The organism is Serratia liquefaciens ATCC 27592, from assembly GCF_000422085.1.
Classification (GTDB): domain Bacteria; phylum Pseudomonadota; class Gammaproteobacteria; order Enterobacterales; family Enterobacteriaceae; genus Serratia; species Serratia liquefaciens.
In genome coordinates this window covers 4,496,265-4,522,728 of record NC_021741.1, presented here as the reverse complement: position 1 = coordinate 4,522,728, position 26,464 = coordinate 4,496,265, and the positions used below count along the sequence as shown (strand labels likewise).

Sequence of the window (26,464 nt, the reverse complement as noted above, 5' to 3'; positions counted from 1 at the left end):
ATTAACCGCCCATGCTGCGTGAGCCGGAATTGGACGTTGCGCTGCTGCGCTGCATGCTGGTTTGCTTGGCCACGGATTCGCCGAAGCCACCGCGGGTGACGGTATTGGTCACTGCCGGTTTTGGCGCCATCGCGGTTTTCGGCACAGTCATGGTGCGGCCGCCGGCTGTGGCTGGGCCGTAGCTCTTGCCACTGGCGTCAACAAACTTGCCGTTTGCCGGGCTGGCTGCATTTTTCGAGGTGAACAGCGGTTGCTGAGCAAAACCGGAGCCGCCCATCATGCGGCCCATCATGTAACCGGCCATCAGCGGCATCCAGAAGCTGCCGCTGCTCTGCGACTCTGCGGCCATGCCGGCCTGGGCCGGAGCTGGTGCCTGAGTACATTGAGCTTCGCCGAACTCGGCGACGCAGTCTTCGCGGGTTGCGTATTTCGGCGCCGTTTTCTCGGCTTCTTTCAGGGCGTTGTTATAGGCGGTGGTGCACTGCTCGCTCATGGAAGGGTTGTTGCGCGAACAGTCGTCGGCATTCTGATACATGGAGACAGTTTCATCGCTCTTCTCGCAGCCGGCCAGCATAAAGACTGCGCTGATCGCCAAAGCCACGGGTGCAACACGGTAGTTGCGCCAGGATTTGCGGAACGTCTCTTGGTTGATGTTTTTTGTCCGTTTCATCGTTAGTAATCCCATCAGTCGGGCTGTTTTCGCCCTTTCCCAGTAGTGGCCGTAAGAATAGGGGAAAGATGGTCAAAATTAAAGCTGAAACGCCCACAGAATCCACTCTTTACGCAGTTATACGTTGGGCTGTGCGCCAGCTCGCTTTACTGACTAAAAAAGCGGCGTCAGGGTTTCATTCTGGAACGTGAAGGGGAAAGTAATGTTCCATAATGAAACGAAAAATCCCGAGATCGCAAAGCAAGCGGCAAGCCCTATAGTCAGTCCATAACAACGCGGCGGCACAAGACCGACGCAGCATCACCTGATATCTGAACGTTACCATCGCCAATTTCCCTACAAGGATCCGGTTATGTTGAGAATCATCCAGTCTCCAGGCAAGTACATTCAGGGCGCCAACGCATTGGCCGCCGTGGGCGAATACGCCAAAAACCTTGCTGACCATTATTTCGTGATTGCCGACGACTTCGTGATGAAACTGGCGGGCGATACCCTGATGGGCAGCCTGCAACAGCACGGGGTGAAGCACCATGCCTGCGTGTTCAACGGCGAATGCTGCCATAAGGAAATCGACCGGCTCGGCCGGGAGCTCAAGGCTCACGGTTGTCGCGGAGTGATTGGCATCGGCGGCGGCAAAACGCTGGATACCGCCAAAGCGATTGCGTATTACCAGCATCTGCCGGTGGTGCTGATCCCGACCATCGCCTCTACCGATGCGCCGACCAGCGCGTTATCGGTGATTTATACCGAACAGGGCGAATTTGCCGAATACCTGATTTACCCACGCAATCCCGACATGGTGGTGATGGACAGTGCAATTATCGCCAAGGCCCCGGTGCGGCTGCTGGTGGCGGGCATGGGCGATGCGCTGTCGACTTATTTTGAGGCGCAGGCGTGTTTCGATGCACAGGCCACCAGTATGGCGGGCGGCAAATCGACGCTGGCAGCCCTCAGTCTGGCGCGCTTGTGTTATGAGACGCTGTTGGCGGAGGGCGTCAAAGCCAAGCTGGCGGTCGAGGCCGGAGTGGTGACGGAGGCGGTCGAACGCATTATCGAGGCCAATACCTACCTGAGCGGCATCGGCTTTGAAAGCAGCGGATTGGCGGGAGCGCATGCCATCCACAACGGCTTTACCGTGCTCGAAGAGTGCCATCATCTGTACCACGGCGAGAAAGTGGCTTTTGGCACGCTGTCGCAGCTGGTGCTGCAAAACAGCAGCATGGAGCAGATCGAAACGGTGCTGGGTTTCTGTCAGCAGCTCGGTTTGCCGATCACGCTGGCGCAAATGGGGGTTAGCGGCGATGCGGCAGAGAAAATCATGGCGGTTGCCGAAGCCAGCTGCGCTGCCGGCGAAACTATCCACAACATGCCGTTCAAGGTCACGCCGGCCAGCGTTCAGGCGGCCATTCTGACGGCAGATCGGCTGGGCAATGCCTGGCTGCAACGACACTCAAGCTGATGCCGCAGGGGCGCAGCAGGCTGCGTCCCGTGGGCCAAACGAGGAAATAACCGTGAAGAAACTGATTAATAAGGTGGAATCGGTACTGGAAGAGCAACTGCTGGGGCTGGCAGAGGCGCACCCGGAGCTGTTGGTGCATCAGGAGCCGGTGTTCGTCACTCGCGCCGACGCGCCGGTCGCGGGCAAAGTGGCGATCCTGTCCGGCGGTGGCAGCGGCCATGAGCCGATGCACTGCGGTTTTGTCGGCGAAGGCATGCTCGACGGCGCCTGCCCGGGCGAAATTTTCACCTCGCCAACGCCGGATAAAATGTACGAGTGCGGCCAGGCGATCGACGGTGGTGCCGGGGTGTTGTTGCTAATAAAAAACTATACCGGCGACGTGCTGAACTTTGAAACCGCTACCGAGCTGCTGCATGACAGCGGCGTCCAGGTGGCGACGGTGCTGGTGGACGATGACGTGGCGGTCAAAGACAGCCTGTTCACCGCCGGACGTCGCGGGGTGGCCAATACCGTGCTGATGGAAAAATTGCTCGGTGCGGCAGCGGCGCGCGGTGACGATCTGGATAGCCTGGTGACGCTGGGCCACAGCATCAACAATCACGGGCATTCGATCGGCATCGCATTGGGAGCCTGTACCGTACCGGCCGCCGGCAAGCCCTCGTTCGTTCTGGCGGAAAACGAGATGGAGTTTGGCGTCGGCATTCACGGCGAGCCGGGCATTGCGCGGCGTCCGTTTACCACCCTCAATGCGGCGGTGGACGACATGTTCCATACCCTGATAGACCATGGCCATTACCAGCGCACCCTCCGCGTTTGGGATCGTCAGCAGGGGGAATGGCGTGATGAAGCGCAAACCAAGCAGCCGCTGACGCGCGGCGATCGCGTAATTGCATTGGTGAATAACCTGGGTGCGACGCCTCTGTCCGAGCTGTATGGCGTCTATCACCGTCTGGCGGAACGTTGCGCTGAAGCAGGCTTGATCGTCGAACGCAGCCTGATCGGTTCTTACTGCACGTCGCTGGACATGCAAGGGGTTTCAATCACGCTGCTGAAGGTAGATGACGAGTTGTTGTCGCTGTGGGATGCGCCGGTGAAAACGCCTGCGCTGCGTTGGGGTTGCTGAGGAGGAATTATGGCGTTAACCAAACAACAAGTGGTCGATTGGCTGATGCGTTGCGGCGAAGTGTTTACTCAGCAGCGCGATTTCTTGACCCGGCTGGATACCGAGATCGGCGACGCCGACCACGGGCTTAATATGAACCGCGGCTTCAACAAGGTGGTGGAGAAACTGCCTTCGGTGGCGGACAAAGACATTGGTTTTATCCTGAAAAACACCGGCATGACGCTGCTGTCCAGCGTGGGCGGCGCCAGCGGTCCGCTGTTTGGCACCTTCTTCATCCGTGCGGCGCAGGCGGCGAATGCCAAACAGAGCCTGGATCTGGCGGAGCTGCATCAACTGATGCAGGAAGGCGTTGACGGCGTAGTGATGCGCGGCAAGGCGGAACCGGGTGATAAAACCATGTGCGATGCCTGGTGGGCGGTGGTGGACAGCCTTGGTCAGTCAGTAGAGCAGCAGCTTGGCGTCGCGGAAGCCCTGCAGCGCGCCAGTGAGCGGGCAGAGCAGGCGGTCGAAAGCACTATCACCATGCAGGCGCGCAAAGGGCGAGCCAGTTATCTGGGTGAGCGCAGCATCGGTCATCAGGACCCGGGCGCAACTTCGGTGATGCTGATGATGAAAACGCTGGCAGAGGTCGCCGGCCAATAGCAGGAGGCGAGATGATCAATATCGTTGTTGTTTCACACAGTGCGCAGTTGGCTCGCGGCGTTGAGGAACTGGCATTGCAGATGATGCGTGGCGACGGCTGCAAGCTGGCGCTGGCAGCGGGTGTCGATGATGCGGAGCACCCGATAGGCACCGATGCGATCAAGGTGATGGAGGCGATAGAGTCGGTGGCTGAAGGCGCGGGCATTGTGGTGCTGATGGACCTGGGCAGCGCGCTGTTGAGCGCTGAAACCGCCATCGATCTGCTGGATCCGGCGCTGGCCGCCAAAGTCAGGCTGTGTTCGGCGCCGTTGGTTGAAGGGACGCTGGCCGCCGTGGTTGCCGCAAATGCCGGCGCGGGGTTGGAGCAGGTGCTGGCCGAGGCGCAGGGCGCGTTGCAGGCCAAGCAGGCGCAACTGGGCGAGGGTACTGCGCCCGTGGTCAAAAACGTTGAATTACCGCTGACGCAGGGGAAAAGCGTCAGTTGGACGGTGCAGAATCCACATGGGCTGCACGCCCGCCCGGCGGCCCGGCTGGCGGAAGCGCTGGCGCCGTTCGATGCCGAACTGGTGCTGGAAAAGCAGGGGCAGTGCGCCAATCCTCGCAGCCTTAACCAACTGGCATTGTTGCAGGTGCGTCATGGCGACACCATCCGGCTGATTGCCGACGGTGCGCAGGCCGACCAGGCGCTGGCGGCCTTTAGCGCATTGGCGGAGCAGCACTTTGGTGAAACGGTCTCTGAGCAAAGTTTACCTTCGCTGCACGGTATCCCGGTGGCGGAAAGCGTCACCAGCGGCCCGGTTTGGCAGGCGTACAGCTTCTGCCCGGCAATCACCGAACGCCAGATTGGCGCCGATGACGTACTCAACGAACAGCAGCGTCTGCGTGAAGCGCTGCAACAGACGCTAAGCGATTTGAATCGCCTGGCGGAGCGCACCGGCTCGTTGATTGGCAAGCCGCAGGCGGCGATTTTCGGCGCGCACAGCATGTTGCTGGACGATCCGGACCTGCAGCAGGCGGCCTATACCCGCATTGCCCGTCAGCAATGTAGCGCCGAGCAGGCCTGGCAGCAGGAGATGGAAGCGATAGCCGAGGAGTATCGCGCACTGGACGACGAATATATGCGGGCGCGTGAGCTGGATGTGCGCGACATGCTGCGCCGCACCTTGAGCCATCTGCAGCAGCAGCCGTTGCCGTTAATCACGCTGACCACACCGTCGATTCTGGTGATGGACGAACTGATGCCGTCTGACGTGGTGATGTTAGATCGCCGGCTGGTGCTGGGCATCTGCCTGAGCGGTGGCAATGCGCTGTCGCACAGCGCGATCCTCGCTAAGGCGATGGGGATCCCGATGGTGATTGGCATGCACGACTGCATGAGCAAAACCCGCAACGGCCAAAAAGCGATGCTGGATGCGGCACGCGGGGTATTGCAGCTCAGCCACTGACGGCCGCTTCAGGCGCGCAGCTTAAACTGGCGGATATCAATTTGATACTGTTTGATTTTCCGCCACAGCGTAGTGCGGCCAATCCCCAGCAGCTGCGCCATTTCATTCAACTGCCCGCGGCTGACGTTGGCCGCGCGAATGATCGCCTGGCGCTCCATTTCCGCCAGTGTTAACAGCGGCATACCTGGCTGCGGATCGCTTTCCAGTAAGGGCTGTTGACCGAGCAGGTGCTCGGGCAGATCGGCCAGCTGCAGGTGGTGGCCGTGGCACATCATCGCCGTGCGCTCCACCACGCCTTTCAGCTCCAGATCGTTGCCGGGCCACAGATAGAGCCCAAGTTGGGTCATCACCTCGTCGTCTACCCGGAAGCGGCACTGGAAATGCTGTTCCAGCGTACGCAGATGATGCTTCACCAACAGTGGAATATCGCTCAGGCGCTGGCGTAACGCCGGGATCTGGATCTCGAACGCCTGCAGGCTGTAAAACAGCTGACGGCGAAAGCGATTTTGCTGCACCAGCAATGGCAGATCGGCGGCGCTGCTGGCGATCACCCGCACGTCGACGGGGATCACCCGGTTAGAGTTGAGCCGCATTACCACGCCGGTTTTCAGCACCTGTAACAGTGCCGACTGCATTTCCATCGGTAAATACTCAATCTGTTCCAGATACAGCGTCCCGCCGTTGGCCAATTCAAACTTGCTGAGCTGGCCCGCTTCCTCTTCGTTGGCGTCGCTGCCCAGCAGCTCGCGCAGCCCCTGGGCCTCCGGCAATAGCTGACAGTTGAGGGCGATATAGGGCCCGGCGGCGCGATCGCTGGCATTGTGGATCGCCTGACTGAGTTGTTCCTTGCCGACGCCTTCTTCGCCACACAGCAAAATGGGATGCTGCCCCTTCGCCGCCTGTTGGCCATAGCGGATCAAGCGACGCATCTCCAGCGAGGCGGACGGCATCTGTTCAAAGCTGTGGCTGACGCGCCCCAATTGGCTGCTGACATACTGGCGCAGCCTTTCCAGCGGATGCAGCAGGGCGATAAAGCTGCAGCGCTCGCCGTCAAAGATCGGCTTCAGGGTCAATAGCGTTGCGATAAACTGCCGCTGGCTCTCAAAGGTGACTTCAACGTGCTGCAGCGCCTGACGCTGGGCGATAGCTCGGTTGAGCAACGCGGGCAGCGTCAGCAGCTGTGTCAGCGGTTTGCCCTGGCTTTGCTGCTCATCCAGTTTCAACAGGGTGGCGGCACGCTGGTTGATGTACTGCAGGTAGCCGCGGTGGTCCCAGGCCATAACGCCGTCATCCACGCCGTCGAGCAGGCCGTAAAGCTGGTTCAGGTGACGGTTGGACTCGGCAAGGAGGCCATCGGCATTCAGCGAATTGCCGATTTCGCGTGCCAGCGCCAGCGTCAGGGACAGATCGCCGGCGGCGCAGTCGGCCAGCAGACAGCCCAGCGCAATTGACCCGCGTTGACGGCCGCTGTTGTCATAGACTGGGGTGGCGCAGAATGACCAGTCGTGCAGCGCCTGACGCACGTGCTCGCTGCCGCGTACCTGTATCGGATGCCCCTCCGACGCCGCCAGCGACGGTGCATTGGTGCCGATATCACCTTCCGCCCAGTAGGCGCCGGGGGTAAACCCCAACAGCTGCAGACGTTCGCGAGTCAGGACATCGCCGCACAGCCACAGCATGCAGCCGCTTTCGTCGAGGATAGCCAACAGGCAGCGGCGCTGTTCCATGTATTCGCAGGCGTCCTCCAATGCTGCCTGGCCGAGCGTCAGCAGATCGTTCTTACGCTGGCAGATTGACGTAAAAGTTGCGCCCAGCGCGCAGTGGGGGGCTTTCCACACCGCAGGCTGCATCAGGCTGCGACAACGTAGCCAGGAAGCATAAATTGCCGGAGCAGGGCGCTGGGCCGGCGGCAGTTCGCCTTCGATCAGGCGTTGCCAGCGTGAAGTGTTCTCCATCGGATCCCATCCAAACGAGATAAAGCGATAGCCGTGATGATATCACCCCCTCTTCTTTTCGACGGTTTGCCGTTGCCATATTGACGATGAAGATCACATCGCAGTGATTTGCCGCTTTTCTGTTATTTTTATTTCTCATAACCTGTCATACAGGTTGATAGCTTGTGCCTGAGGGGCAGGGTACGAATCCGTAATCGGTGATAAATAAAATTTTTTTCTTCAGGAGATAAGGTGATGAAACTGGGTTTCGGTCTGTACAAGCATATGCTGGATGATGAGCACTTTGCCTTTGCTCGCCAGTGCGGTGCGACGCATGTCGTGGTGCACATGGTGGATTACTTTCATCGAAACGATCGTTTTTCTCGTTCGAATCAGCCCGTGGGCGATACTCAAGGGTGGGGAACGGCGCAGGCGGAGATCTGGAGCACGGAAGAGCTGCTCGATATTCGTGCCCGGATGGAGAAATTCGGCCTGACATTTTTTGCCATCGAAAACTTCGATCCCTGTCATTGGGACGACATTCTGTTTGATGGCCCCAAAAAAAATCAGCAGATAGAAACGGTTAAACAAATTATTCGCAATGTGGGTGCCGCCGGTATTCCCGTTTTTGGCTATAACTTCAGCCTGGCCGGGGTCGCCGGTCGAATAGAGGAAAATAAAGCGCGTGGCGGAGCAAAAACCGTTGGGCTAAACGGAGCCAATGAGCAAACAGAAAGCCCGCTACCGGCCAGCATGGCGTGGAATATGGTGGTGGATGAAAACGCTACAGGGTTGAGAGAGGTGACGACGAAAGAGCAGCTTTGGCAGCGTCTTGAGTGGTTCCTGGCGCAGATTGTCCCGGTGGCGGAAGAGGCTGGCGTCAGGCTGGCAGCGCATCCGGATGATCCACCGCTCGAGTTTGTACGCGGTCAGCCGCGGTTGGTCAATCAACCGCATTTGTATCAAAAATTGCTGGATTTGCAACCCAGCCACGCGAATGCGCTGGAATTCTGCCTTGGCACTATCGCCGAAATGTCAGAGGGGGATGTTTACCAGGCGGTGGAGCAGTACGCACAGCAGGATGCCATTGCTTATATCCACTTTCGCAATGTGAAAGGCAAAGTGCCGTACTACCATGAAACCTTTATCGATGAAGGTGATATAGACATGCTGAAGGTGTTGCGAGTGCTAAAAGAGTGCAAATTTAACGGTGTATTGATCCCCGATCATTCGCCGCAGATGAGCTGTGAGGCGCCATGGCACTCGGGTATGGCCTATGCGATGGGATACATGAAAGCACTTATGCAGGTTATTTGAGCCTTTTCTCGATTTTCAGCCAGTTCTTCTGCCCAAACGCCCAGAAGTGAATTCCTGCTATTGGGGCTGAGGATCCAAATCTATAAGCCGAGACAAAAAAAACGGGGCAGGCAGATGCCATACCCCGTTTTCAATGCTGTGCGCGAATCAGTTGCGGAATGGATTACCGCTGTTGCGTACAGGCGGAGTGGTTGTGCTCACCGGCGCAGAGGTCCGGGTAGCGGCAACCGGTGCCGGCGCTGCGCTTTGCCGTGCAGGCGCATTATCCTGATAACCGTCGGCATAAGCGTCTTGCGCCGTGGTCGGTGGCGCTACCACGTCTTGCGAGGTAGAGATTGGTTTGCCCAAGGCACCGTTCAACAGCATCAGGTCGTTCTCGTTCAAGGTACCGAGCGCAAACTTGATGTTCAACTGGTTGATCAGATAGGTATAACGCGCGCTGGAGAGCTGTTGCTTGGCGTTATACAGCGTGGTGGTGGCATCCAGCACGTCCACGATGGTGCGGGTACCGACCTGATAACCTGCTTCCATTGCATCCAGTGAACTCTGAGCCGACACCACTGCCTGTTTGTAGGCGTTGATGCTACTGATCGAGGCGTTCACGTTATTGAATGAGGAACGAACAGTCTGCACTACGTTACGGTGTGCACTTTCCAGTTGCTCACTGGCGCCCACGAAGTTGTACTGTGCTTGTTGCACCTGCGAGTTGGTCTGGCCACCGCTGTACAGAGGCAAGTTAAAGCTGATGCCAACTTTATTCTGACCGGCATCGGAATCGCTGTAACGTGATGAATTCACCGGACCACTAGTAGCGGAACCGTTATATTTGGTATTGCTGATACCGGTAGATGCGCTGACATCTATTGTTGGCATATAGCCGGTTTGTGCGGAGCGGATCTGCTCGCGGGCCAGATCCTGGCTCAGGCGAGCGGATAACAGGCTCAGGTTGCGGCTTTCGGCCTCTTTCAGCAGATTATTCACTGCTTCCGGACGCTGGGTGCTGAAACGGTCGGTATTCAGCGAAGCCAGTTCCGGGTAGAAGGTGCCGGTGACCTGGCGCAGTTTTTCCAACGCGTTATCCAGCGTGTTACGGGCAGTGACTTCCGCCGCCAGTACCGTATCGTAGTTGGAACGGGCGTTCTGCACGTCGGTGATTGCTACCAGACCAACGTTAAAGCGCTGAGTGGTTTGATCCAGGGTGCGATATACCGCCTGTTTCTGCGCTTGGGTATAGGACAGTGAATCGATGGCGCTCAGCACGTTGAAATAGGCGGTGGCGGTATCGAGGATCAGCTGTTGCGACGAAGTCTGGAAGGTCACGTCGGAGATGCCGGCGGTTTTTTCCTGCAGCGTCAGCGCGCGCCATTTCGACATGTCGAAGATGGTCTGGGTCAACGCCAATGAGCCGCTGGTGACGTTACTGTTTACGCCATTGCTGTCACGATAACCGTTGGTGTAATCGTAACCTGCGGTTAACCCCAGCTGTGGCAGTAAGGGGCTGCGCGCTTCGTTGATTTTTTCGAATGCGGCGTCACGGTCAGCGGCGGTTTTGCGCAGATCCGGGTTACTTTCCCTGGCCTGTTTGTAGACCTGCAGCAGGTTCTCTGCCTGGCTCATTGCACTGAAGCCGCCCAGGCTCAGTCCGATAAGAAGGGGGAGCAGTTTCTTCATTTGCATTCCTTGTTGTGCAGCAATATTGCTATGTAGTTAGCGCTGACGATAGACGAAATAGTTGCCGATTCTAACAGAGTCTGTTGTACGCATAAGGTGGCGGAATGTGCCATCTTGCGTAACTTTTACCTTTCAGGCCGCCTGTTTACCTTAGTTCAACTGGCTGCGTACGTCACACCTGATATCATGGCTCACAATCTATCATAAAGCCGCGGAAGATTATCCCGCCGTTTCTGTCATCAAAACTGTTTATTTTATCGGCATACTCACGCAGGAGAATTCGCTTATGAGCCACTCGCAGCCATCGCCCGTTACTCTCGATAAAAATGATGTAGAAATTATTGCACGTGAGACACTTTATCGTGGTTTTTTTTCACTCAATTTATATCGCTTTCGTCACCGTTTATTCAACGGCGATATGAGCCCGGAGATTAAGCGCGAAATTTTCGAGCGTGGGCACGCGGCGGTGCTGCTGCCTTATGACCCGGTGCGTGACGAAGTGGTGCTGATTGAACAACTGCGCATCGCTGCGGTCGATACCAGTAGCTCGCCCTGGCTACTGGAAATGGTGGCGGGTATGATCGAAACCGGCGAAAGCGTTGAAGACGTGTGCCGTCGCGAAGCGCAGGAAGAAGCCGGCGTGACGGTCGGGCGCTGCAAGCCGGTGCTGAGTTATCTGGCGAGCCCAGGCGGCACCAGCGAGCGCTTGTCGATCATGGTCGGCGAGGTGGACGCCACCACGGCGGAAGGTATCCATGGACTGGAAGAAGAGCATGAAGATATCCGTGTCCATGTGGTCAGCCGCGAACAGGCTTACCGCTGGGTTGAAGAGGGCGCGATTGATAACGCGGCATCAGTGATTGCATTGCAGTGGCTGGCGTTGCACCATGAATCGTTGAGAAAAGAGTGGGCCAACTAATGAAACAGCGCTATACCCCTGATTTCCCCGAAATGATGAGATTGTGCGAAACCAACTTCGCGCAATTGCGCCGCTTGTTGCCGCGCAATGACGAAGTGGGCGAAACGGTGACTTATCAGGTGAGTGGCGCCAGTTATCGTCTGACTATTGTTGAATCCACACGCTATACCTCGCTGGTGCAGATTGAGCAGACCGTCCCGGCGGTCAGCTACTGGAGCCTGCCTGCCATGACGGTGCGCCTGTATCATGACGCGATGGTTGCGGAAGTGTGTTCAAGTCAGCAGATCTATCGCTTTAAAGCGCGTTATGATTATCCCAACAAAAAGTTGCATCAACGCGACGAAAAGCATCAAATTAACCAGTTTCTTGCTGATTGGTTGCGCTACTGTTTGGCGCATGGAGCGATGGCGGTTCCGGTTTGTTAGACAGACTGAGATAACAAAGGACACCATTTGGAAAGCCTGTTTAAACCGACCGTGGCAAGTGGGGCCAGGGTCAGGATTCTGCAAATAACAGATACCCACCTTTTTGCCGGCGAAAATGAGACTTTGCTGGGCATCAATACCTATCGCAGCTATCACGCGGTGTTGGACGCCATTTTGGCGCAGCAGCGTGATTTTGATTTGGTCGTCGCCACCGGTGATTTGGCCCAGGATCATTCATTGGCTGCCTACCGGCATTTTGCCGAAGGTATTGCCCGTCTGCCGGCGCCTTGCGTCTGGTTGCCGGGTAACCATGACTTTCAGCCGGCGATGGTCGACGCATTGGCCGCCGCCGGTATCGCCCCGTCAAAGCAGGTGCTGGTGGGCGACCACTGGCAGGTGTTGCTGCTGGACAGTCAGGTTTTCGGCGTGCCGCACGGCGAACTGAGCGAGTACCAGCTTGAGTGGATGGAGCGCTGCCTGCAGGCCTATCCCGAGCGCTATACCCTGATGCTGCTGCACCATCATCCGCTGCCTTCCGGCTGCACCTGGCTCGATCAGCACAGCCTGCGCAACCCACACATGCTGGGTGCGGTGCTGCTGCGCTACCCGAAAGTGAACACGCTGCTGTGCGGGCATATTCACCAGGAGCTGGATCTGGAGTGGCAGGGGCGTCGTCTGCTGGCGTCGCCGTCTACCTGCGTGCAGTTCAAACCGCACTGTACCAATTTTACCATCGACGATGTTTCGCCCGGCTGGCGCTATCTTGACTTGCTGCCGGACGGCCGTATCGAGACGCAGGTTTTCCGATTGGAAAACGACGACTTCCGCCCCGACATGGATTCGGATGGGTACTGATGCCTTCTACGCTGCTCTATCTGCACGGTTTTAACAGTTCGCCGTACTCGGCCAAAGCGACGTCCTTCAAGGCGTGGCTGGCCGAGCATCATCCGCATATCGAAATGTTGGTGCCACAGCTGCCGGTTTTTCCGGCTGAAGCCGCCGAAATGATCGAGAATCTGGTGATGGAGCGTGCCGGGCAGACGATGGGCCTGGTTGGTTCCTCGCTGGGTGGCTACTACGCGACCTGGCTTTCGCAGTGTTTTTCACTGCCAGCGGTAGTGGTTAACCCTGCCGTGAAGCCGTTTGAGCTGCTGATTGACTACCTTGGCGAAAACGAGAACCCCTACACCGGCCAGCAATATGTGTTAGAGTCACGACACGTTTACGATCTGAAAACGATGCAGATCGATCCCTTGGAGTCACCGGATTTAATCTGGTTGCTGCAACAAACGGGCGATGAAATTCTCGATTATGGGCAAGCGGTGGCCTATTACACTGCGTGCCGTCAGACGGTGGAATCGGGTGGAAACCACGCTTTCGTCGGTTTCGAGCACTACTTCCCCCAGATTGTGGATTTTTTAGGGCTCAACGCTGTCTGAGCAGACGGTTCCGGCACCTTCCTTTAACCACGAAAAAATAATCAACGATGACTCAATCCAGCTATAACGCTGATGCCATTGAAGTACTCAGCGGTCTAGAACCAGTGCGCCGTCGTCCCGGCATGTATACCGACACGACGCGCCCCAATCACCTCGGCCAAGAGGTGATAGATAACAGTGTCGATGAAGCTTTGGCCGGTCACGCCAAGCGCATCGACGTGATTTTGCACGCCGATCAGTCACTGGAAGTGATCGACGACGGCCGCGGCATGCCGGTGGATATCCACCCTGAAGAAGGCGTACCTGCGGTTGAGTTGATCATGTGTCGTCTGCACGCCGGCGGTAAATTCTCCAATAAAAACTACCAGTTCTCCGGCGGTCTGCACGGCGTGGGGATCTCGGTGGTTAACGCCCTGTCGAAACGGGTGGAAGTCAACGTCAAGCGTGACGGTAACGTCTACAGCATTGCCTTCGAAAACGGCGACAAGGTGCAGGAATTGGCGGTGACCGGCAGCTGCGGCAAGCGCAATACCGGCACCAGTATCCACTTCTGGCCTGACGAGCAGTTCTTCGACAGCCCGCGTTTCTCGGTATCGCGCCTCAGCCACCTGTTGAAGGCCAAAGCGGTGCTGTGCCCCGGCGTTGAAATTTACTTCATCGACAAGCTGAACAATACCGAGCAACGTTGGTGCTATCAGGACGGCCTGACCGATTACCTGATGGAAGCGGTCAACGGCTTGATCACCCTGCCGGAAGCGGCCTTTGTCGGTAACTTCTCCGGTGATACCGAAGCGGTGGACTGGGCGTTGCTGTGGCTGCCGGAAGGCGGTGAGCTGCTGACCGAAAGTTACGTCAACCTGATCCCGACCATGCAGGGCGGTACCCACGTCAACGGCCTGCGTCAGGGCCTGCTGGACGCGATGCGTGAGTTCTGCGAATTCCGCAATATTCTGCCGCGCGGCGTTAAGCTGTCCGCCGAAGATATCTGGGACCGCTGCGCCTATGTGCTGTCGGTCAAGATGCAGGATCCGCAGTTCGCCGGCCAGACCAAAGAACGTTTGTCGTCGCGCCAGTGCGCGGCCTTCGTTTCCGGCGTTGTGAAAGACGCCTTCAGCCTGTGGCTGAACCAGAACGTTCAGGCGGCGGAACAGCTGGCCGAGTTGGCGATTTCCAGCGCCCAGCGTCGCTTGCGTGCCGCCAAAAAAGTGGTGCGCAAGAAGCTGACCAGCGGGCCGGCATTGCCGGGCAAACTGGCCGACTGTACGTCGCAGGATCTGAACATGACCGAACTGTTCCTGGTAGAAGGGGACTCGGCGGGCGGTTCAGCCAAGCAGGCGCGCGATCGCGAATATCAGGCGATCATGCCGCTGAAAGGCAAAATCCTCAATACCTGGGAAGTGTCTTCGGACGAAGTGCTGGCCTCGCAGGAAGTGCACGACATTTCCGTGGCGATCGGCATTGACCCGGACAGCGAAGACCTTAGCCAACTGCGTTACGGTAAAATCTGTATCCTGGCGGATGCGGACTCCGACGGTTTGCACATCGCCACGCTGCTGTGCGCGCTGTTCGTGCGTCATTTCCGTTCGCTGGTGAAGGGCGGCCACGTGTATGTGGCGATGCCGCCTCTGTACCGTATCGATCTGGGCAAAGAGGTGTACTACGCGCTGGACGAAGAAGAGAAAGCCGGCGTGCTGGAGCAGTTGAAGCGCAAAAAGGGCAAGCCGAACGTTCAGCGCTTTAAAGGGCTGGGCGAGATGAACCCATTGCAGCTGCGTGAAACCACGCTCGATCCGAATACCCGCCGTCTGGTGCAATTGACGGTGAGTGACGACGATGTGGATCAGACGCTGGCGATGATGGACATGCTGCTGGCCAAGAAGCGTTCAGAAGACCGCCGTAACTGGCTGCAGGACAAAGGCGATATGGCCGAGCTTTCTGTCTGACTGTCAGGCCCGGCTTCTCTGCCGGGCCTTCTTTCCGCAGGGGCGCTGCGTGCGGCACCCGACCACTCTGGGCGGCATGCATGAAAATCACCCTCGAAGAGTTACTGGCCTTTACCACCGTCGTTGACAGCGGCTCCATCACTGCCGCAGCCGAACAGCTCGGTCAGACCACCTCCGGCATCAGCCGCGCACTCAGCCGGTTGGAAAAAAAACTCGATACGACCCTGATGCGCCGCACCACGCGTCGACTGGAGCTGACCGAAGAAGGCCAGAATTTTCTCAGTCACGCGCGTGAGATTATCCACTCGGTGGAAAACGCCGAAGAGCAAATGGCGCTGCGCAGGTTGATCCCTGCCGGGAAACTGCGGGTCAACGCTGCCGCTCCGTTTATGGAACATGTGATCGTGCCGCTGGTAGGCGGTTTCCGGCAAAGCTATCCGCAGATTGAGCTGGAACTGAATACCGATAACCTGATCATCGATCTGCTGGAAAAGCGCACCGACATTGCCATTCGCATTGGCGCGCTGCGGGACTCGACCATTCATGCACGTCTGTTGGGCTCCAGCCGCTTGCGTATTCTTGCCAGCCCGGAATATCTCGCGCGTTATGGTACGCCGGGCAGCGTGGAAGCGCTGCGCGAGCACTGCCTGCTCGGGTTCACCCAGCCTGAGTCGCTCAACCTGTGGCCGTTGCGCTATCAGCAGGCGCAGCATTTTGCCATTACCCCGACAATTTCGGCTTCCAGCGGTGAAACCCTGCGTCAGTTGGCGTTACGGGGGGAAGGGATAGTGCAATTGGCGGATTTTATGACGCGAGACGATCAGCGTGCGGGGCGACTGATACCCTTGCTGGAACAGGAAACGCTGGATGTGCGCCAACCGATTAATGCGGTGTATTACCGCAATACCCAGTTGGCGGCGCGTATTACCTGTTTTCTGGACTACGTCAGTGCGCATATTGATGCGCAGACGCTGTAGAAAACGACTGGCTGTTCCCAGCCGGTCTTACAGGGCGTTGCCCAGCACGTGAATGGTCACGCCCAGCACGCTGTCTTTGATGGTGTCACGATGACGGTGCATGTGAGCGATATCCAGATGCTTTTCCAGATGCGCCTGACTGGCCCATTTCTCCAGCATAAACACCGAGTCCGGCGACAGCTTCTGCCATGGCGCCTGGGTGTGGCTGTCGATCATCGGCGTGTATTCGCTACAGCCATCCTCTGCCAGTACCAGCGGCACCAGCTTCTCAATCGCCTTCAGAACCGTTTCACGGTGGCCCGGCTTGGTTTTGATTTCTGCAATTACGGTGATCATCATTACCTCATTGGTTGACGTGTATTCCCATCATATTTCAAGCCGCCTCTTTGTTGGCTGTCCGTACTTACCCCGGTCACGTACCACTTGTACGCTCCCACGGATGCGTTTGGTTGCCGCCTTGATGCAACTTGGATTATCTCGGGAATAACCTATCAGTTAAGCAAAAATTTCGGTCAGATGCGCGCGATAACGTGCGATGTCGCTATCGATATCCGGTTGTTTAATCACATCATTACAGATAAAGGTCGGCAGCGCTTCCATTCCCAGGAACTGATTGGCCTTATGGAAATGCAGATACACGCCGTCGACGCCGACGCCATGGAAGAACTGATCCGGGTCGGTAAAGGCTTCCAGCGGGGCGTTCCAGGTCAGGCTCAGCATGTATTTCTTGCCCTGGATCAGGCCGCCGGAGCCGTACTTCTTGCCGGCGTCTGAGCGGGTACGACCGTCACTGGCGTACAGGCTGCCGTGCCCGGCGGTGAACACTTCATCGATGTATTTTTTCAGGATCCACGGCTCGCCCATCCACCAGCCCGGCATTTGATAAATCACCACGTCGGCCCACAGGTATTTTTGCACTTCGGCTTCGATGTCGTAACCGTCGTCGACGACGGTGACCTGCACCTGGTGCGGTACATCGCGCAGGAAGCTTTCCGCCACGTCGCTCAGGGTTTGATTGAGTTCGCCGTTGGAATGGCCAAACTGCTTTTTAGCATTGATAATCAGGATATTGCTCATTATTCACGGCTCCTGTCAGAATTAGAATGTGTGATGTTCTCCGCGCCGGGGGCGGGAAACATTTCGCTGAGAAACAGTGTAATCGTTAGCAATACAAGTAAAAATGCGATCCAGCGCACAACAGTGTTGACTGTGAGTCAATAAATGCGCCACCGCATAGCGCTATTTTGCACAAAACTGCCTGATACACCGGCTTCGCCGGATGATTGCTGCGCCATCTGTGACAGCTACCCTGCTGATGGGTTACTATCGCAGGCAGAATCAACCCTTTGTCGTCCAGGGATTGCCAAGCCACGGTCTGAGGATAATTGAGTAATGAGTGATCTGACTCATGACGGTGTAGAGCGTTTACCGCTGCACACATTCACTGAAAACGCCTATCTGAACTATTCCATGTACGTCATCATGGATCGGGCGTTGCCGTACATCGGTGACGGTTTGAAGCCGGTACAACGCCGCATCATCTACGCCATGTCGGAACTGGGGCTGAGCAACAGCGCCAAATTCAAAAAATCCGCCCGTACCGTCGGTGATGTGCTGGGTAAATACCATCCGCACGGCGACAGCGCCTGTTATGAAGCTATGGTATTGATGGCGCAGCCATTCTCTTATCGCTATCCGCTGGTAGACGGCCAGGGGAACTGGGGTGCGCCGGACGATCCGAAATCCTTCGCCGCGATGCGTTATACCGAATCGCGCCTGTCCAAATATGCGGAAGTGTTGCTGGCCGAGCTGGGTCAGGGCACCGTTGACTGGGTGCCGAACTTTGACGGCACTATGCAAGAACCGAAGATGTTGCCGGCACGTCTGCCCAACATTCTGCTGAACGGCACCACCGGCATTGCCGTGGGCATGGCGACCGATATCCCTCCGCACAACGTGCGTGAAGTGGCTGCCGCTGCGGTGGAGCTGCTCGAGCGGCCGGGCGCTTCGCTTGAAGACCTGCTCGAGTTCGTGCAGGGGCCGGACTTCCCGACCGAAGCCGAGATCATCACGCCGCGCGACGAAATTCGCAAAATCTATCAAAATGGCCGCGGTTCAGTGCGTATGCGCGCCGTTTGGAAGAAAGAAGACGGCAGCGCGGTGATTACCGCCTTGCCGCACCAGGTTTCCGGCGCCAAGGTGCTGGAGCAGATTGCCAGCCAGATGCGCGCCAAAAAGCTGCCGATGGTTGAAGATCTGCGTGATGAATCCGATCACGAGAACCCAACGCGGCTGGTGATCGTGCCACGTTCCAACCGTATCGATTTGGAACAGGTGATGAACCACCTGTTTGCGACCACCGATCTGGAACGCAGCTACCGCATCAACATGAACATGATCGGTCTGGACAACCGCCCGCAGGTCAAGGGGCTGGTAGAAATCCTGACCGAGTGGCTGGCGTTCCGTCGCGATACGGTACGCCGTCGCCTAAATTACCGCCTGGAAAAAGTCCTGAAACGCCTGCACATCCTCGAAGGTTTGCTGGTGGCGTTCCTCAATATCGATGAAGTGATCAACATCATCCGTACTGAGGACGAACCCAAGCCGGTGCTGATGGCGCGTTTTGGTATTTCAGACACTCAGGCCGAAGCCATCCTCGAACTGAAACTTCGCCATTTGGCGAAGCTGGAAGAGTTCAAGATCCGCGGTGAGCAGGACGAACTGGCCAAAGAGCGCGATCAACTGCAGGCGCTGCTGGCCTCCGAGCGCAAGCTGAACACTCTGATCAAGAAAGAGATCCAGGCCGATGCATTGGCCTACGGCGACGATCGCCGCTCGCCGATTACCGAGCGTTCGGAAGCCAAGGCGATGAGTGAGCACGACTTCGTGCCTTCTGAGCCGGTGACCATTGTGCTGTCTGAAATGGGCTGGGTGCGCAGCGCCAAGGGCCACGATATCGACCCAAGCGGCCTGAGCTACAAGGCGGGCGATAGCTTCCGCAGCGCGGCGCGCGGCAAAACCAACCAGCCGGTGGTGTTTATCGACTCCACCGGACGCAGCTACGCGCTTGATCCGCTGACGCTGCCTTCGGCACGCGGGCAGGGCGAGCCGCTGACCGGTAAGCTGACGCCACCGCCGGGCGCCACCATTGAGCAGGTGCTGATGGCGGCGGACGACCAAAAACTGCTGATGGCTTCCGACGCCGGCTACGGCTTCGTTTGTACCTTCAACGATTTGGTGGCACGCAACCGTGCCGGCAAGGCGATGATTACTCTGCCGGACAACGCCAAAGCGCTGGCGCCGATGGAGATCCACGGCGACGACGATATGCTGCTGTCGATCACCGCAGCCGGTCGCATGCTGCTGTTCCCGGTTGCCGATCTGCCTCAGTTGTCGAAGGGCAAGGGTAACAAGATTGTCTCTATCCCGTCGGCGCAGGCCGCCTCCGGTGAAGACAAGCTGACATGGCTGTTCGTGTTGCCGCCGCAGACCTCCGTGACGCTGCATGTGGGTAAACGCAAGCTGACGCTGCGTCCGGAAGATTTGCAGAAGTTCCGTGCGGAGCGGGGCCGTAAAGGCACCTCACTGCCACGTGGCCTGCAGCGTATCGATCGCGTGGAGATCGACGCGCCTGCACGAGCGCCGACGGGCGACAGCGAAGAGTAACCCTGAGGGAATAACAAGCGGGCGCAGCATATTGCGCCCGCTTTTTTTCACGCAACCGGCAATTATTTTCAAATAGTTAACATTTCTCTGCATAAAATTATTGTGCGTATCGCCGGCTGGCGGGAAAATAGCAAAAAAATGCAGGGCAGGTTTTCAGCCCCTGCAATCAAAGAATGAGTTTACCCAAAATAATTGGAGTTGCATCAAGGCGGCAAGGCCGTAAATCCCTGGGAGCTTAGTAAACTAAGTGACTGGGGTGCGCGGACGCAGCCAACACAGATGCAGCTTCAAGTATGAAGTGAAAAAGGGACCTGCGCAGCGTTTCAGGCTGTGTCGGCAGTGTGCTAATGAGGTTGTTATGTTATTAATTTTGCGTGCCATTCTTGCCACTCTGTATTGTATTTTGGTGTGCATCTTCGGTTCTATTTACTGTTTGTTCAGCCCCCGCGATCCTCGCCATGTGGCGACCTTCGGTCACCTGTTTGGCCGCCTTTCCGGGTTATTCGGTTTGAAGGTGGAAGTCCGCGTACCGGCCGATGCGGCCAAAAATGGCAACTGCATTTATATCGCCAACCACCAGAATAACTACGATATGGTGACCGCCGCCAAAGCGGTGCAGCCGCGTACCGTGACCGTGGGTAAAAAGAGCCTGCTGTGGGTGCCGTTCTTTGGTCCACTGTATTGGCTGACCGGTAACCTGCTGATTGACCGTGATAACCGCGCCAAAGCGCACGGCACCATTGCACAGGTCGCCGAACAGTTTAAAAAACGCGACATTTCGATCTGGATGTTTCCTGAAGGCACCCGCAGCCGCGGGCGCGGGCTGATGCCGTTTAAAACCGGCGCATTCCATGCGGCAATCGCCGCCGGGGTGCCGATTGTGCCCATCTGCGTTTCCACCACCAGCGGTAAAATTAATCTTAACCGTTGGAATAATGGTCATGCGATCGTCGAAATGTTGGAGCCGGTCGATATCAGCGGCTACGGTAGAGAAAATGTGCGTGAGCTGGCGGCCCATTGCCATGAGCTGATGCTGGCGAAAATCGCCGAGCTGGATGCGGAAGTCGCCCAGCGCAATGCCGCCGGAAAATAATATTCCTACCGGCTTCAAAGAATGAACTTTTAAACGGCGCCAAATGCCGTTAACGCCGGGGCTCCTGCTAATCTGATTAACAGGGGCCCGGTCTTTGCACACGGTTTAGTCATTGCTTTTCATGGAGAAAATATGTCACTCAGTCGACGTCAGTTTATTCAGGCATCGGGCTTGGCGCTGTGCGCGGGAGCCGTGCCGCTGAGGGCTGAGGCGAGCGGAACGCAGACCCCGTTACCTGTTCCCCCGTTGCTGGAATCCCGCCGTGGGCAACCGCTGTTTTTAACCTTACAGCGTGCCCACTGGGCATTTATGGATAACCGCAAGGCGTCGGTGTGGGGCATCAACGGCATGTACCTTGGGCCGACGGTGCGGGTTTACAACGGTGATGACGTAAAGCTGATTTACAGCAACCGCCTGCCGGAGCCGGTGGCGATGACCATCAGCGGTCTGCAAGTGCCGGGTACGTTGATGGGTGGCGCGCCGCGCATGATGTCTCCCAACGTTGACTGGTCGCCAGTGCTGCCGATCCGCCAGAATGCGGCCACCTGCTGGTATCACGCCAGCACCCCTAACCGCATGGCGCCGCATGTTTACAATGGCTTGACCGGGCTGTGGCTGGTCGAAGACGAGGTCAGCAAATCGCTGCCTTTGCCGAATCACTATGGCGTAGATGACTTCCCGCTAATCATTCAGGACAAGCGCCTCGATAACTTTGGCACGCCGGAATATGACCCGCCGTCGCAGGGGGGCTTTGTCGGCGATACGCTGTTGGTTAACGGCGTACAAAATCCTTATATCGAAGTCTCCCGCGGCTGGGTGCGCCTGCGCCTGCTTAATGCTTCCAACTCGCGTCGCTATATGCTGCAACTGAGTGACGGCCGACCGCTCAACGTGATCGCCAGCGATCAGGGCTTTTTGCCTGCGCCGGTCGCGGTACAGCAGCTTTCGCTGGCACCGGGCGAACGCCGTGAAGTGCTGATCGACATGTCAAAAGGCGATGAGGTGACGATCACCGCCGGCGAAGCGGCAGGCATTATGGATCGCCTGCGCGGCTTGTTTGAACCTTCGAGCATCCTGGTCTCTACCCAGGTGCTGACGCTGAAACCGACCGGGCTGTTGCCGTTGGTGACCGATAACCTGCCGATGCGCTTGTTGGCCGATCAACTGTTGGACGGCAGCGTCAGCCGCACCCGCGAATTCCGTTTGGGCGACAGCCAGGCCGGGATCAACGGGGCGATCTGGGACATGAATCGCATCGATGTGCAAACTCAGCAGGGAAGCTGGGAGCGCTGGAATATCCATGCGGATACCCCGCAGGCGTTCCATATTCAGGGCGTACAGTTCCTGGTCAAGCGCGTTAACGGTGCGCAGCCAATGGCAGAAGATCGCGGTTGGAAAGACACGGTGTGGATCGACGGAGACGTTGAGCTGTTGGTTTACTTCAATCAGTCCACCTCAGAACATTTCCCGTTCCTCTACTACAGCCAGACGCTGGAAATGGCAGATCGCGGCAGCGCCGGTCAGTTTATGGTGCAGCCGGCGCTGTAAATTCGCTGAGTACGGCGCTAAGCTGCCGAACCCAACATCGCCAGAAAGGCCTGCACCACCGGCGTCGCGCTGTCGGCATGGTAAATGGCGTACAAATCCGCTGACGGTGCCTGCTGCAGCGGGCAAAAACGCACGCCGGGCCACGGAATGCGGCCGTAGCTGTCCGGCAACAGCGTGATGCCATAGCCTTCGGCCACCAGCGCCATCAGGGTTTGCGGTTCGTTGACCTGATAGGCGATATCCGGTTTGAACCCCTGCTGCAAACACAGGTTGTGCAGATATAGCCCCAGACTGGCCTCATGAGGCGGCAGCACGATGAATTTTTCATGCCGCAGCGCCGCCAGCGGCAGGCTTTCCGCCTGTGCCAGCGGGTGATCGAGCGGTAGCACCAGCGCAATGTTCTCCCGTGCCAGCAGTTGGCATGCCAGTCCCGGTAATATCTGTTCCCTGGCTTCTCGCCACACGCCGATATCAATATGACGTTTTTGCAGCGCCGTTATTTGCTGGCCGGGTGTCAGTTCGTTCAACGCCCAGGTGACGTTGGCCGTTTGTTCGGTAAAGCGCTTCAGCGCCGGTATCAGCCCACCCCACACCGATGTGCCGACCATGCCAATCACCATATGGCCCGCTTCGCCACGCCCCAATTGCTGCACCTGATTGAGTGCATTACCCGCCTGATCCAATAGCATCTCGACGTTGTGAAACAAGGTTCGGCCCGCCAGCGTCAGCGCCATCGAGCGGGTGGTGCGTTTGAACAGCTCTACGCCCAGTTGGCTCTCCAGCTCTTTAATGTGTTTGCTGAGCGGGGGTTGGGAGATGTTCAGCCGTAGTGCGGCTTGGGTGAAGTTCATCTCTTCCGCCACCACGCGAAAATAGTGCAGTAGGCGGAAGTTAATCCGGCTGGGATCCGGCAGTTGCTGTGGCTGCTTTAGGTTGATGATGGCCTCCTGATGCGAGCAATTTATAGGTGAATGGAATAAATCAGCCGCCAATAATGTATTGGTCGCCGGTGCGCATCGCTCTCTACTATGGGGATTATTTCACCCTTCCACAGAAGAGAATACTATGTTTAATCAAGAAGATGCTTTTTCCTGTGCTGAAACTATCCGCGCCCGCCTGCCGGGCTTCCAACCGCGAGCGGCTTTGATTCTGGGCTCCGGCTTGGGGGCATTGGCGGAGGTGATGACCGACACCCTGACCATCGACTACGCCGAACTGCCGGGTTTCCCGGTCAGCAGCGTGGTGGGGCATGCCGGCCAGTTGGTTGCCGGCTGGCTGGAAGGTGTTCCTGTCGTGTGCATGAAAGGGCGCGGTCATTACTATGAAGGGCGCGGTATGCAGGTGATGACCACTGCCGTACGTACCTTCAAACTGTTGGGCTGCGAATTCCTGCTGGCGACCAACGCCGCCGGTTCGTTGCGCCAGTCGGTGCCGCCGGGCAGCCTGGTGGCCCTCACCGATCACATCAACTTTATGCCCGAGTCGCCGTTGGTTGGCGATAACGATGAGCGTTTTGGTCCGCGCTTTTTCAGCCTGGCCAATGCCTACGATCGCGATTTGCGTGCTCAACTGACGCAGGTGGCCCAGCGCGTGGGTATTCCGCTGGCGGAAGGGGTGTTTGCCGCTTACACCGGGCCCAACTTCGAAACCCCGGCTGAAATTCGCATGATGCAAACGCTGGGGTGCGATGTGGTCGGCATGTCCATCGTGCCGGAAGTGCTCTCTGCGCGCCATTGCGGGCTGAAAGTGCTGGTGGTTTCGGCGATGACCAACTACGCCGAAGGGCTGTCCGATACGCCACTGTCCCACGAGCAAACGCTGAGCTGCGCGGCCCTGGCGGCAGAAGACTTTATGCGCCTGATCCGTGAGTTCTTCAAAACGCGGTAACGCTGCAAATTCCCCCGCGGCGAGGTGCTGGGGCCTGGCCGCGTGAATCATCGTTTTAATCAAAATAATAAGGTGATGGTGATGGCAATAAAAACGCGACTGAAGATAATGGTTTTTCTGCAGTTTTTTATTTGGGGTGCCTGGCTGGTTACGCTGGGGTCTTACATGATTAATACCCTGCATTTCAGCGGGTTGCAGGTGGGCATGGTGTACAGCGCCAAAGGCGTCGCGGCGCTGATTATGCCGGGGCTGGCGGGCATTCTTGCCGACCGCTGGATCAGGGCCAATTACCTGTACGCGCTGTGTCATCTGTTCGGTGCTCTTGCGCTGTATTGCGCCGCCCAGGTTGAGCAGCCGATGGTGATGTTCTGGGTCATGCTGTTCAACGCCATGGTGTATATGCCGACCATTTCGCTTTCCAACGCCATTGCCTATTTCTGCCTGGAAAAGCACGGTTACGACACGGTGAAAGATTTCCCCCCGGTGCGGGTATACGGCACCCTGGGCTTTATTGTGGCGATGTGGCTAATCGGCTTTAGCCGAATTGAGCTGAGCAATATGCAGCTGTATCTGGCTTCTGCCGTGTCACTGTTGCTGGCCTGCTATTCTCTGACGCTGCCGAATTGCCCGACCAGCAAAGTCGAAAAATCGAAAAGCTGGTTCAGCGTGCTGGGGCTGGACGCGTTGGTGCTGTTTCGCCAGCGGCGTATGGCGCTGTTTTTCCTGTTTGCCATGCTGTTGGGCGCGGCACTCCAGATCACCAACACCTTCGGCAATCCCTTCCTGCATGATTTCGCGAGCAACCCGCTGTATCAGGACAGCATAAGCGTCCGATACCCGGCGGTGCTGTTGTCGTTGTCACAAATCTCCGAGGTGTTCTTTATCCTCACCATTCCGTTCTTCCTGCGTCGATACGGTATCAAACAGGTGATGCTGATCAGCATGGCGGCCTGGACGCTGCGCTTCCTGTTCCTGGCCTATGGCACCCCGGTTGGTTTCGGCTTTGTGCTGTTGCTGCTGTCGATGATCGTTTACGGCTGTGCCTTTGATTTCTTTAATATCTCCGGGGCCATCTTCGTTGAGAAAGAGGCCGATAGCCGCATCCGCGCCAGTGCGCAGGGGTTATTCATGACCATGGTCAACGGTATCGGCGCGTATCTGGGGGCGATAGCCAGCGGCGAAGTGGTGGATTTCTTCACCCACGACGGCGTCAAAGATTGGCAGAGCATCTGGTTGATCTTCGCGCTGTATACGTTGGTGCTGGGGATCATTTTTGCGCTGACCTTCAACTATCAGCACCGGCCGGAAGAATATGTCGGGCCGGTAGAGCGAGCGCATTAGAAAAAGGAGATGGGCGCGCAAACCGCGCCCATTTGGCATCAAACGTCGGGGAAACGCTGTTGTAGCTGTTGCCAGTCTGGCCCGTCGCTTGCACCTTGGGTTGCTACCACGCAGGCGGCCACGCGGTTAGCCAGATCGACCGCTTGCGGCAATGGCCAACCGGCGGAGAGCCCGGCCAGCAGGCCGGCACAGTGGGCGTCGCCCGCACCCAGAGTATCGACGACGTTCACCGGATAGGCCGCTATCTGGAGCGGCGGGGTGTCGCCACGGCAAATCCAGACGCCATCGCAATCCAACCGACAGATCAGCGTGATATTATGCGCGGTGGCAAACTGCTGGGCCAGAGTGAGCGCATCGCCTGCGCCGCAGAGCGTGACCACTTCATTACGGTTCAGCGTCAGCAGGGTGTGGCTGTCGCTGAGCATGGCAAAGAAATCTTCATCCAATTGAGCGATGCCCGGTCCGGGATCAATCAGCCGCCACTGGTCAAACGGCAAGCGTGTTAACCATTCACGTACCGCCTCGCCGCTTTCTCCGGCCAACTGCTCGCCGCTGATGTAAATCAGCGTGTCTTCGCTCAGGGGCAGCGTGCCCAACTGGGCTTTATTCCACTGGGTTTCGCAGCCGGGCTCGATCACCGACAGCGACTCGCCGTTGGGTTGCATCTGTGTCAGACGGCGGCCGTTGTCCATTTGGCCATGGCGCAGCAGTACCTGCAGGCCTAAACTTTCCATCTCGGCTTCAATCGCCGCGCCCCATACCCCATTGCCGACCGGCATACCGTTGAGCACCGGGACCTGCAGGCGCTTCAGCGCCCGCGCAACATTAAACGCGCAGCCACCTATTTTTTGCTCCTGCGTCAGCGTCACCTCAACGATCGCGCTACCCAGGGCCAGAATCGGTTTTACTGCTAAAAACTCACTCATTGATCTCCTCCGCTGTCGGCCGGTGGGCCGAACAGAATG

At 57.5% G+C, this 26,464-nt stretch carries 23 protein-coding genes; 16 read left to right on the top strand and 7 right to left on the bottom strand.

Annotated features, from left to right (window positions below; translation table 11 throughout):
- Window position 1: 1 nt before the first annotated feature.
- Window positions 2-670, bottom strand: coding sequence for a DUF1190 family protein (locus tag M495_RS21060; RefSeq protein ID WP_020828697.1), 669 nt, complete (start codon window positions 668-670; stop codon window positions 2-4).
- A 352-nt stretch (window positions 671-1,022) separates the two neighbouring features.
- Between M495_RS21060 and M495_RS21055 the strand changes: the two genes are divergently transcribed.
- Genes M495_RS21055 through dhaM form a run of 4 tightly spaced genes read left to right on the top strand, consistent with a single transcriptional unit; the run spans window position 1,023 to window position 5,339 of the window.
- Window positions 1,023-2,129: a glycerol dehydrogenase gene (locus tag M495_RS21055; RefSeq protein ID WP_020828696.1), complete on the top strand. Its 1,107-nt coding sequence runs from the start codon at window positions 1,023-1,025 to the stop codon at window positions 2,127-2,129.
- 52 nt (window positions 2,130-2,181) lie between these two features.
- Entirely contained in the window at window positions 2,182-3,252 is a 1,071-nt protein-coding gene (dhaK, locus tag M495_RS21050; protein ID WP_041415710.1) for a dihydroxyacetone kinase subunit DhaK, read from the top strand.
- Window positions 3,253-3,261: 9 nt separating this feature from the next.
- On the top strand, window positions 3,262-3,894 hold the full coding sequence (gene dhaL / locus M495_RS21045; protein WP_020828694.1) for a dihydroxyacetone kinase subunit DhaL: 633 nt from the start codon (window positions 3,262-3,264) through the stop codon (window positions 3,892-3,894).
- An 11-nt stretch (window positions 3,895-3,905) separates the two neighbouring features.
- Window positions 3,906-5,339: a dihydroxyacetone kinase phosphoryl donor subunit DhaM gene (gene dhaM / locus M495_RS21040; protein WP_020828693.1), complete on the top strand. Its 1,434-nt coding sequence runs from the start codon at window positions 3,906-3,908 to the stop codon at window positions 5,337-5,339.
- An 8-nt stretch (window positions 5,340-5,347) separates the two neighbouring features.
- Here dhaM and dhaR read toward each other — a convergent pair whose 3' ends face one another.
- Window positions 5,348-7,294 (bottom strand): dihydroxyacetone kinase operon transcriptional regulator DhaR, encoded by a 1,947-nt coding sequence (gene dhaR / locus M495_RS21035; RefSeq protein WP_020828692.1) that lies wholly within the window; start codon window positions 7,292-7,294, stop codon window positions 5,348-5,350.
- A 234-nt stretch (window positions 7,295-7,528) separates the two neighbouring features.
- On the opposite strand from dhaR, the gene M495_RS21030 reads away from it, so the two are divergent.
- Window positions 7,529-8,590 carry a mannonate dehydratase gene (locus M495_RS21030; RefSeq protein ID WP_020828691.1) on the top strand — a complete coding sequence of 354 codons (1,062 nt, stop codon included), beginning with the start codon at window positions 7,529-7,531 and terminating at the stop codon, window positions 8,588-8,590.
- 147 nt (window positions 8,591-8,737) lie between these two features.
- On the opposite strand, the gene tolC is transcribed toward M495_RS21030, so the two are convergent.
- Window positions 8,738-10,261, bottom strand: coding sequence for an outer membrane channel protein TolC (tolC, locus tag M495_RS21025; RefSeq protein WP_020828690.1), 1,524 nt, complete (start codon window positions 10,259-10,261; stop codon window positions 8,738-8,740).
- Between the two features lie 286 nt (window positions 10,262-10,547).
- Between tolC and nudF the strand changes: the two genes are divergently transcribed.
- The 6 genes from nudF to M495_RS20995 all read left to right on the top strand — a co-directional run bounded on the left by nudF (window position 10,548) and on the right by M495_RS20995 (window position 15,964).
- Entirely contained in the window at window positions 10,548-11,180 is a 633-nt protein-coding gene (gene nudF, locus M495_RS21020) for an ADP-ribose diphosphatase (RefSeq protein WP_020828689.1), read from the top strand.
- On the top strand, window positions 11,180-11,605 hold the full coding sequence (locus tag M495_RS21015) for a DUF1249 family protein (RefSeq protein WP_020828688.1): 426 nt from the start codon (window positions 11,180-11,182) through the stop codon (window positions 11,603-11,605). Before nudF ends, M495_RS21015 begins: the two co-directional genes overlap by 1 nt.
- Window positions 11,606-11,632: 27 nt before the next feature.
- Window positions 11,633-12,460, top strand: a complete 828-nt coding sequence (gene cpdA / locus M495_RS21010) for a 3',5'-cyclic-AMP phosphodiesterase (protein ID WP_020828687.1) — start codon at window positions 11,633-11,635, stop codon at window positions 12,458-12,460.
- Window positions 12,460-13,044: an esterase YqiA gene (gene yqiA / locus M495_RS21005; RefSeq protein ID WP_020828686.1), complete on the top strand. Its 585-nt coding sequence runs from the start codon at window positions 12,460-12,462 to the stop codon at window positions 13,042-13,044. Before cpdA ends, yqiA begins: the two co-directional genes overlap by 1 nt.
- Before the next feature lie 47 nt (window positions 13,045-13,091).
- Window positions 13,092-14,987: a DNA topoisomerase IV subunit B gene (gene parE, locus M495_RS21000; RefSeq protein ID WP_020828685.1), complete on the top strand. Its 1,896-nt coding sequence runs from the start codon at window positions 13,092-13,094 to the stop codon at window positions 14,985-14,987.
- A gap of 80 nt (window positions 14,988-15,067) precedes the next feature.
- A complete protein-coding gene (locus tag M495_RS20995; RefSeq protein ID WP_020828684.1) occupies window positions 15,068-15,964 on the top strand; it encodes a LysR substrate-binding domain-containing protein in 897 nt (298 codons plus the stop codon).
- A gap of 27 nt (window positions 15,965-15,991) precedes the next feature.
- On the opposite strand, the gene M495_RS20990 is transcribed toward M495_RS20995, so the two are convergent.
- Together M495_RS20990 and M495_RS20985 are read right to left on the bottom strand one after the other, a co-directional pair.
- The gene (locus M495_RS20990) at window positions 15,992-16,300 is read right to left on the bottom strand and encodes a putative quinol monooxygenase (protein ID WP_020828683.1); all 309 of its coding nucleotides are present in this window, start codon (window positions 16,298-16,300) and stop codon (window positions 15,992-15,994) included.
- A gap of 159 nt (window positions 16,301-16,459) precedes the next feature.
- Window positions 16,460-17,041 (bottom strand): NAD(P)H-dependent oxidoreductase, encoded by a 582-nt coding sequence (locus M495_RS20985; RefSeq protein ID WP_020828682.1) that lies wholly within the window; start codon window positions 17,039-17,041, stop codon window positions 16,460-16,462.
- Between the two features lie 315 nt (window positions 17,042-17,356).
- Between M495_RS20985 and parC the strand changes: the two genes are divergently transcribed.
- The 3 genes from parC to ftsP all read left to right on the top strand — a co-directional run bounded on the left by parC (window position 17,357) and on the right by ftsP (window position 22,271).
- Window positions 17,357-19,630 carry a DNA topoisomerase IV subunit A gene (parC, locus tag M495_RS20980; protein ID WP_020828681.1) on the top strand — a complete coding sequence of 758 codons (2,274 nt, stop codon included), beginning with the start codon at window positions 17,357-17,359 and terminating at the stop codon, window positions 19,628-19,630.
- 358 nt (window positions 19,631-19,988) lie between these two features.
- Window positions 19,989-20,723: a 1-acylglycerol-3-phosphate O-acyltransferase gene (locus tag M495_RS20975; protein WP_020828680.1), complete on the top strand. Its 735-nt coding sequence runs from the start codon at window positions 19,989-19,991 to the stop codon at window positions 20,721-20,723.
- A gap of 132 nt (window positions 20,724-20,855) precedes the next feature.
- Window positions 20,856-22,271 carry a cell division protein FtsP gene (gene ftsP / locus M495_RS20970; RefSeq protein WP_020828679.1) on the top strand — a complete coding sequence of 472 codons (1,416 nt, stop codon included), beginning with the start codon at window positions 20,856-20,858 and terminating at the stop codon, window positions 22,269-22,271.
- A 17-nt stretch (window positions 22,272-22,288) separates the two neighbouring features.
- Here ftsP and M495_RS20965 read toward each other — a convergent pair whose 3' ends face one another.
- A complete protein-coding gene (locus M495_RS20965; RefSeq protein WP_041415708.1) occupies window positions 22,289-23,185 on the bottom strand; it encodes a LysR family transcriptional regulator in 897 nt (298 codons plus the stop codon).
- A 151-nt stretch (window positions 23,186-23,336) separates the two neighbouring features.
- On the opposite strand from M495_RS20965, the gene xapA reads away from it, so the two are divergent.
- Both xapA and M495_RS20955 read left to right on the top strand, forming a co-directional pair.
- Window positions 23,337-24,158, top strand: a complete 822-nt coding sequence (xapA, locus tag M495_RS20960; RefSeq protein ID WP_020828677.1) for a xanthosine phosphorylase — start codon at window positions 23,337-23,339, stop codon at window positions 24,156-24,158.
- 81 nt (window positions 24,159-24,239) lie between these two features.
- Window positions 24,240-25,499, top strand: coding sequence for a nucleoside permease (locus tag M495_RS20955; RefSeq protein ID WP_041415706.1), 1,260 nt, complete (start codon window positions 24,240-24,242; stop codon window positions 25,497-25,499).
- 38 nt (window positions 25,500-25,537) lie between these two features.
- Here M495_RS20955 and M495_RS20950 read toward each other — a convergent pair whose 3' ends face one another.
- Entirely contained in the window at window positions 25,538-26,425 is an 888-nt protein-coding gene (locus M495_RS20950; RefSeq protein ID WP_020828675.1) for a PfkB family carbohydrate kinase, read from the bottom strand.
- Window positions 26,426-26,464 lie beyond the last annotated feature (39 nt).

Coding starts and splice junctions, on each gene's coding strand:
- dhaL (WP_020828694.1), top strand. CDS start 3,262: ATGGCGTTAACCAAACAACAAGTGGTCGATTGGCTGATGCGTTGCGGC.
- dhaM (WP_020828693.1), top strand. CDS start 3,906: ATGATCAATATCGTTGTTGTTTCACACAGTGCGCAGTTGGCTCGCGGC.
- M495_RS20995 (WP_020828684.1), top strand. CDS start 15,068: ATGAAAATCACCCTCGAAGAGTTACTGGCCTTTACCACCGTCGTTGAC.
- M495_RS21030 (WP_020828691.1), top strand. CDS start 7,529: ATGAAACTGGGTTTCGGTCTGTACAAGCATATGCTGGATGATGAGCAC.
- M495_RS20985 (WP_020828682.1), bottom strand. CDS start 17,041: ATGAGCAATATCCTGATTATCAATGCTAAAAAGCAGTTTGGCCATTCC.
- M495_RS21060 (WP_020828697.1), bottom strand. CDS start 670: ATGAAACGGACAAAAAACATCAACCAAGAGACGTTCCGCAAATCCTGG.
- M495_RS20950 (WP_020828675.1), bottom strand. CDS start 26,425: ATGAGTGAGTTTTTAGCAGTAAAACCGATTCTGGCCCTGGGTAGCGCG.
- dhaR (WP_020828692.1), bottom strand. CDS start 7,294: ATGGAGAACACTTCACGCTGGCAACGCCTGATCGAAGGCGAACTGCCG.
- tolC (WP_020828690.1), bottom strand. CDS start 10,261: ATGAAGAAACTGCTCCCCCTTCTTATCGGACTGAGCCTGGGCGGCTTC.
- M495_RS20990 (WP_020828683.1), bottom strand. CDS start 16,300: ATGATCACCGTAATTGCAGAAATCAAAACCAAGCCGGGCCACCGTGAA.
- M495_RS20955 (WP_041415706.1), top strand. CDS start 24,240: ATGGCAATAAAAACGCGACTGAAGATAATGGTTTTTCTGCAGTTTTTT.
- M495_RS20975 (WP_020828680.1), top strand. CDS start 19,989: ATGTTATTAATTTTGCGTGCCATTCTTGCCACTCTGTATTGTATTTTG.
- xapA (WP_020828677.1), top strand. CDS start 23,337: ATGTTTAATCAAGAAGATGCTTTTTCCTGTGCTGAAACTATCCGCGCC.
- parC (WP_020828681.1), top strand. CDS start 17,357: ATGAGTGATCTGACTCATGACGGTGTAGAGCGTTTACCGCTGCACACA.
- parE (WP_020828685.1), top strand. CDS start 13,092: ATGACTCAATCCAGCTATAACGCTGATGCCATTGAAGTACTCAGCGGT.
- M495_RS21055 (WP_020828696.1), top strand. CDS start 1,023: ATGTTGAGAATCATCCAGTCTCCAGGCAAGTACATTCAGGGCGCCAAC.
- nudF (WP_020828689.1), top strand. CDS start 10,548: ATGAGCCACTCGCAGCCATCGCCCGTTACTCTCGATAAAAATGATGTA.
- yqiA (WP_020828686.1), top strand. CDS start 12,460: ATGCCTTCTACGCTGCTCTATCTGCACGGTTTTAACAGTTCGCCGTAC.
- ftsP (WP_020828679.1), top strand. CDS start 20,856: ATGTCACTCAGTCGACGTCAGTTTATTCAGGCATCGGGCTTGGCGCTG.
- M495_RS21015 (WP_020828688.1), top strand. CDS start 11,180: ATGAAACAGCGCTATACCCCTGATTTCCCCGAAATGATGAGATTGTGC.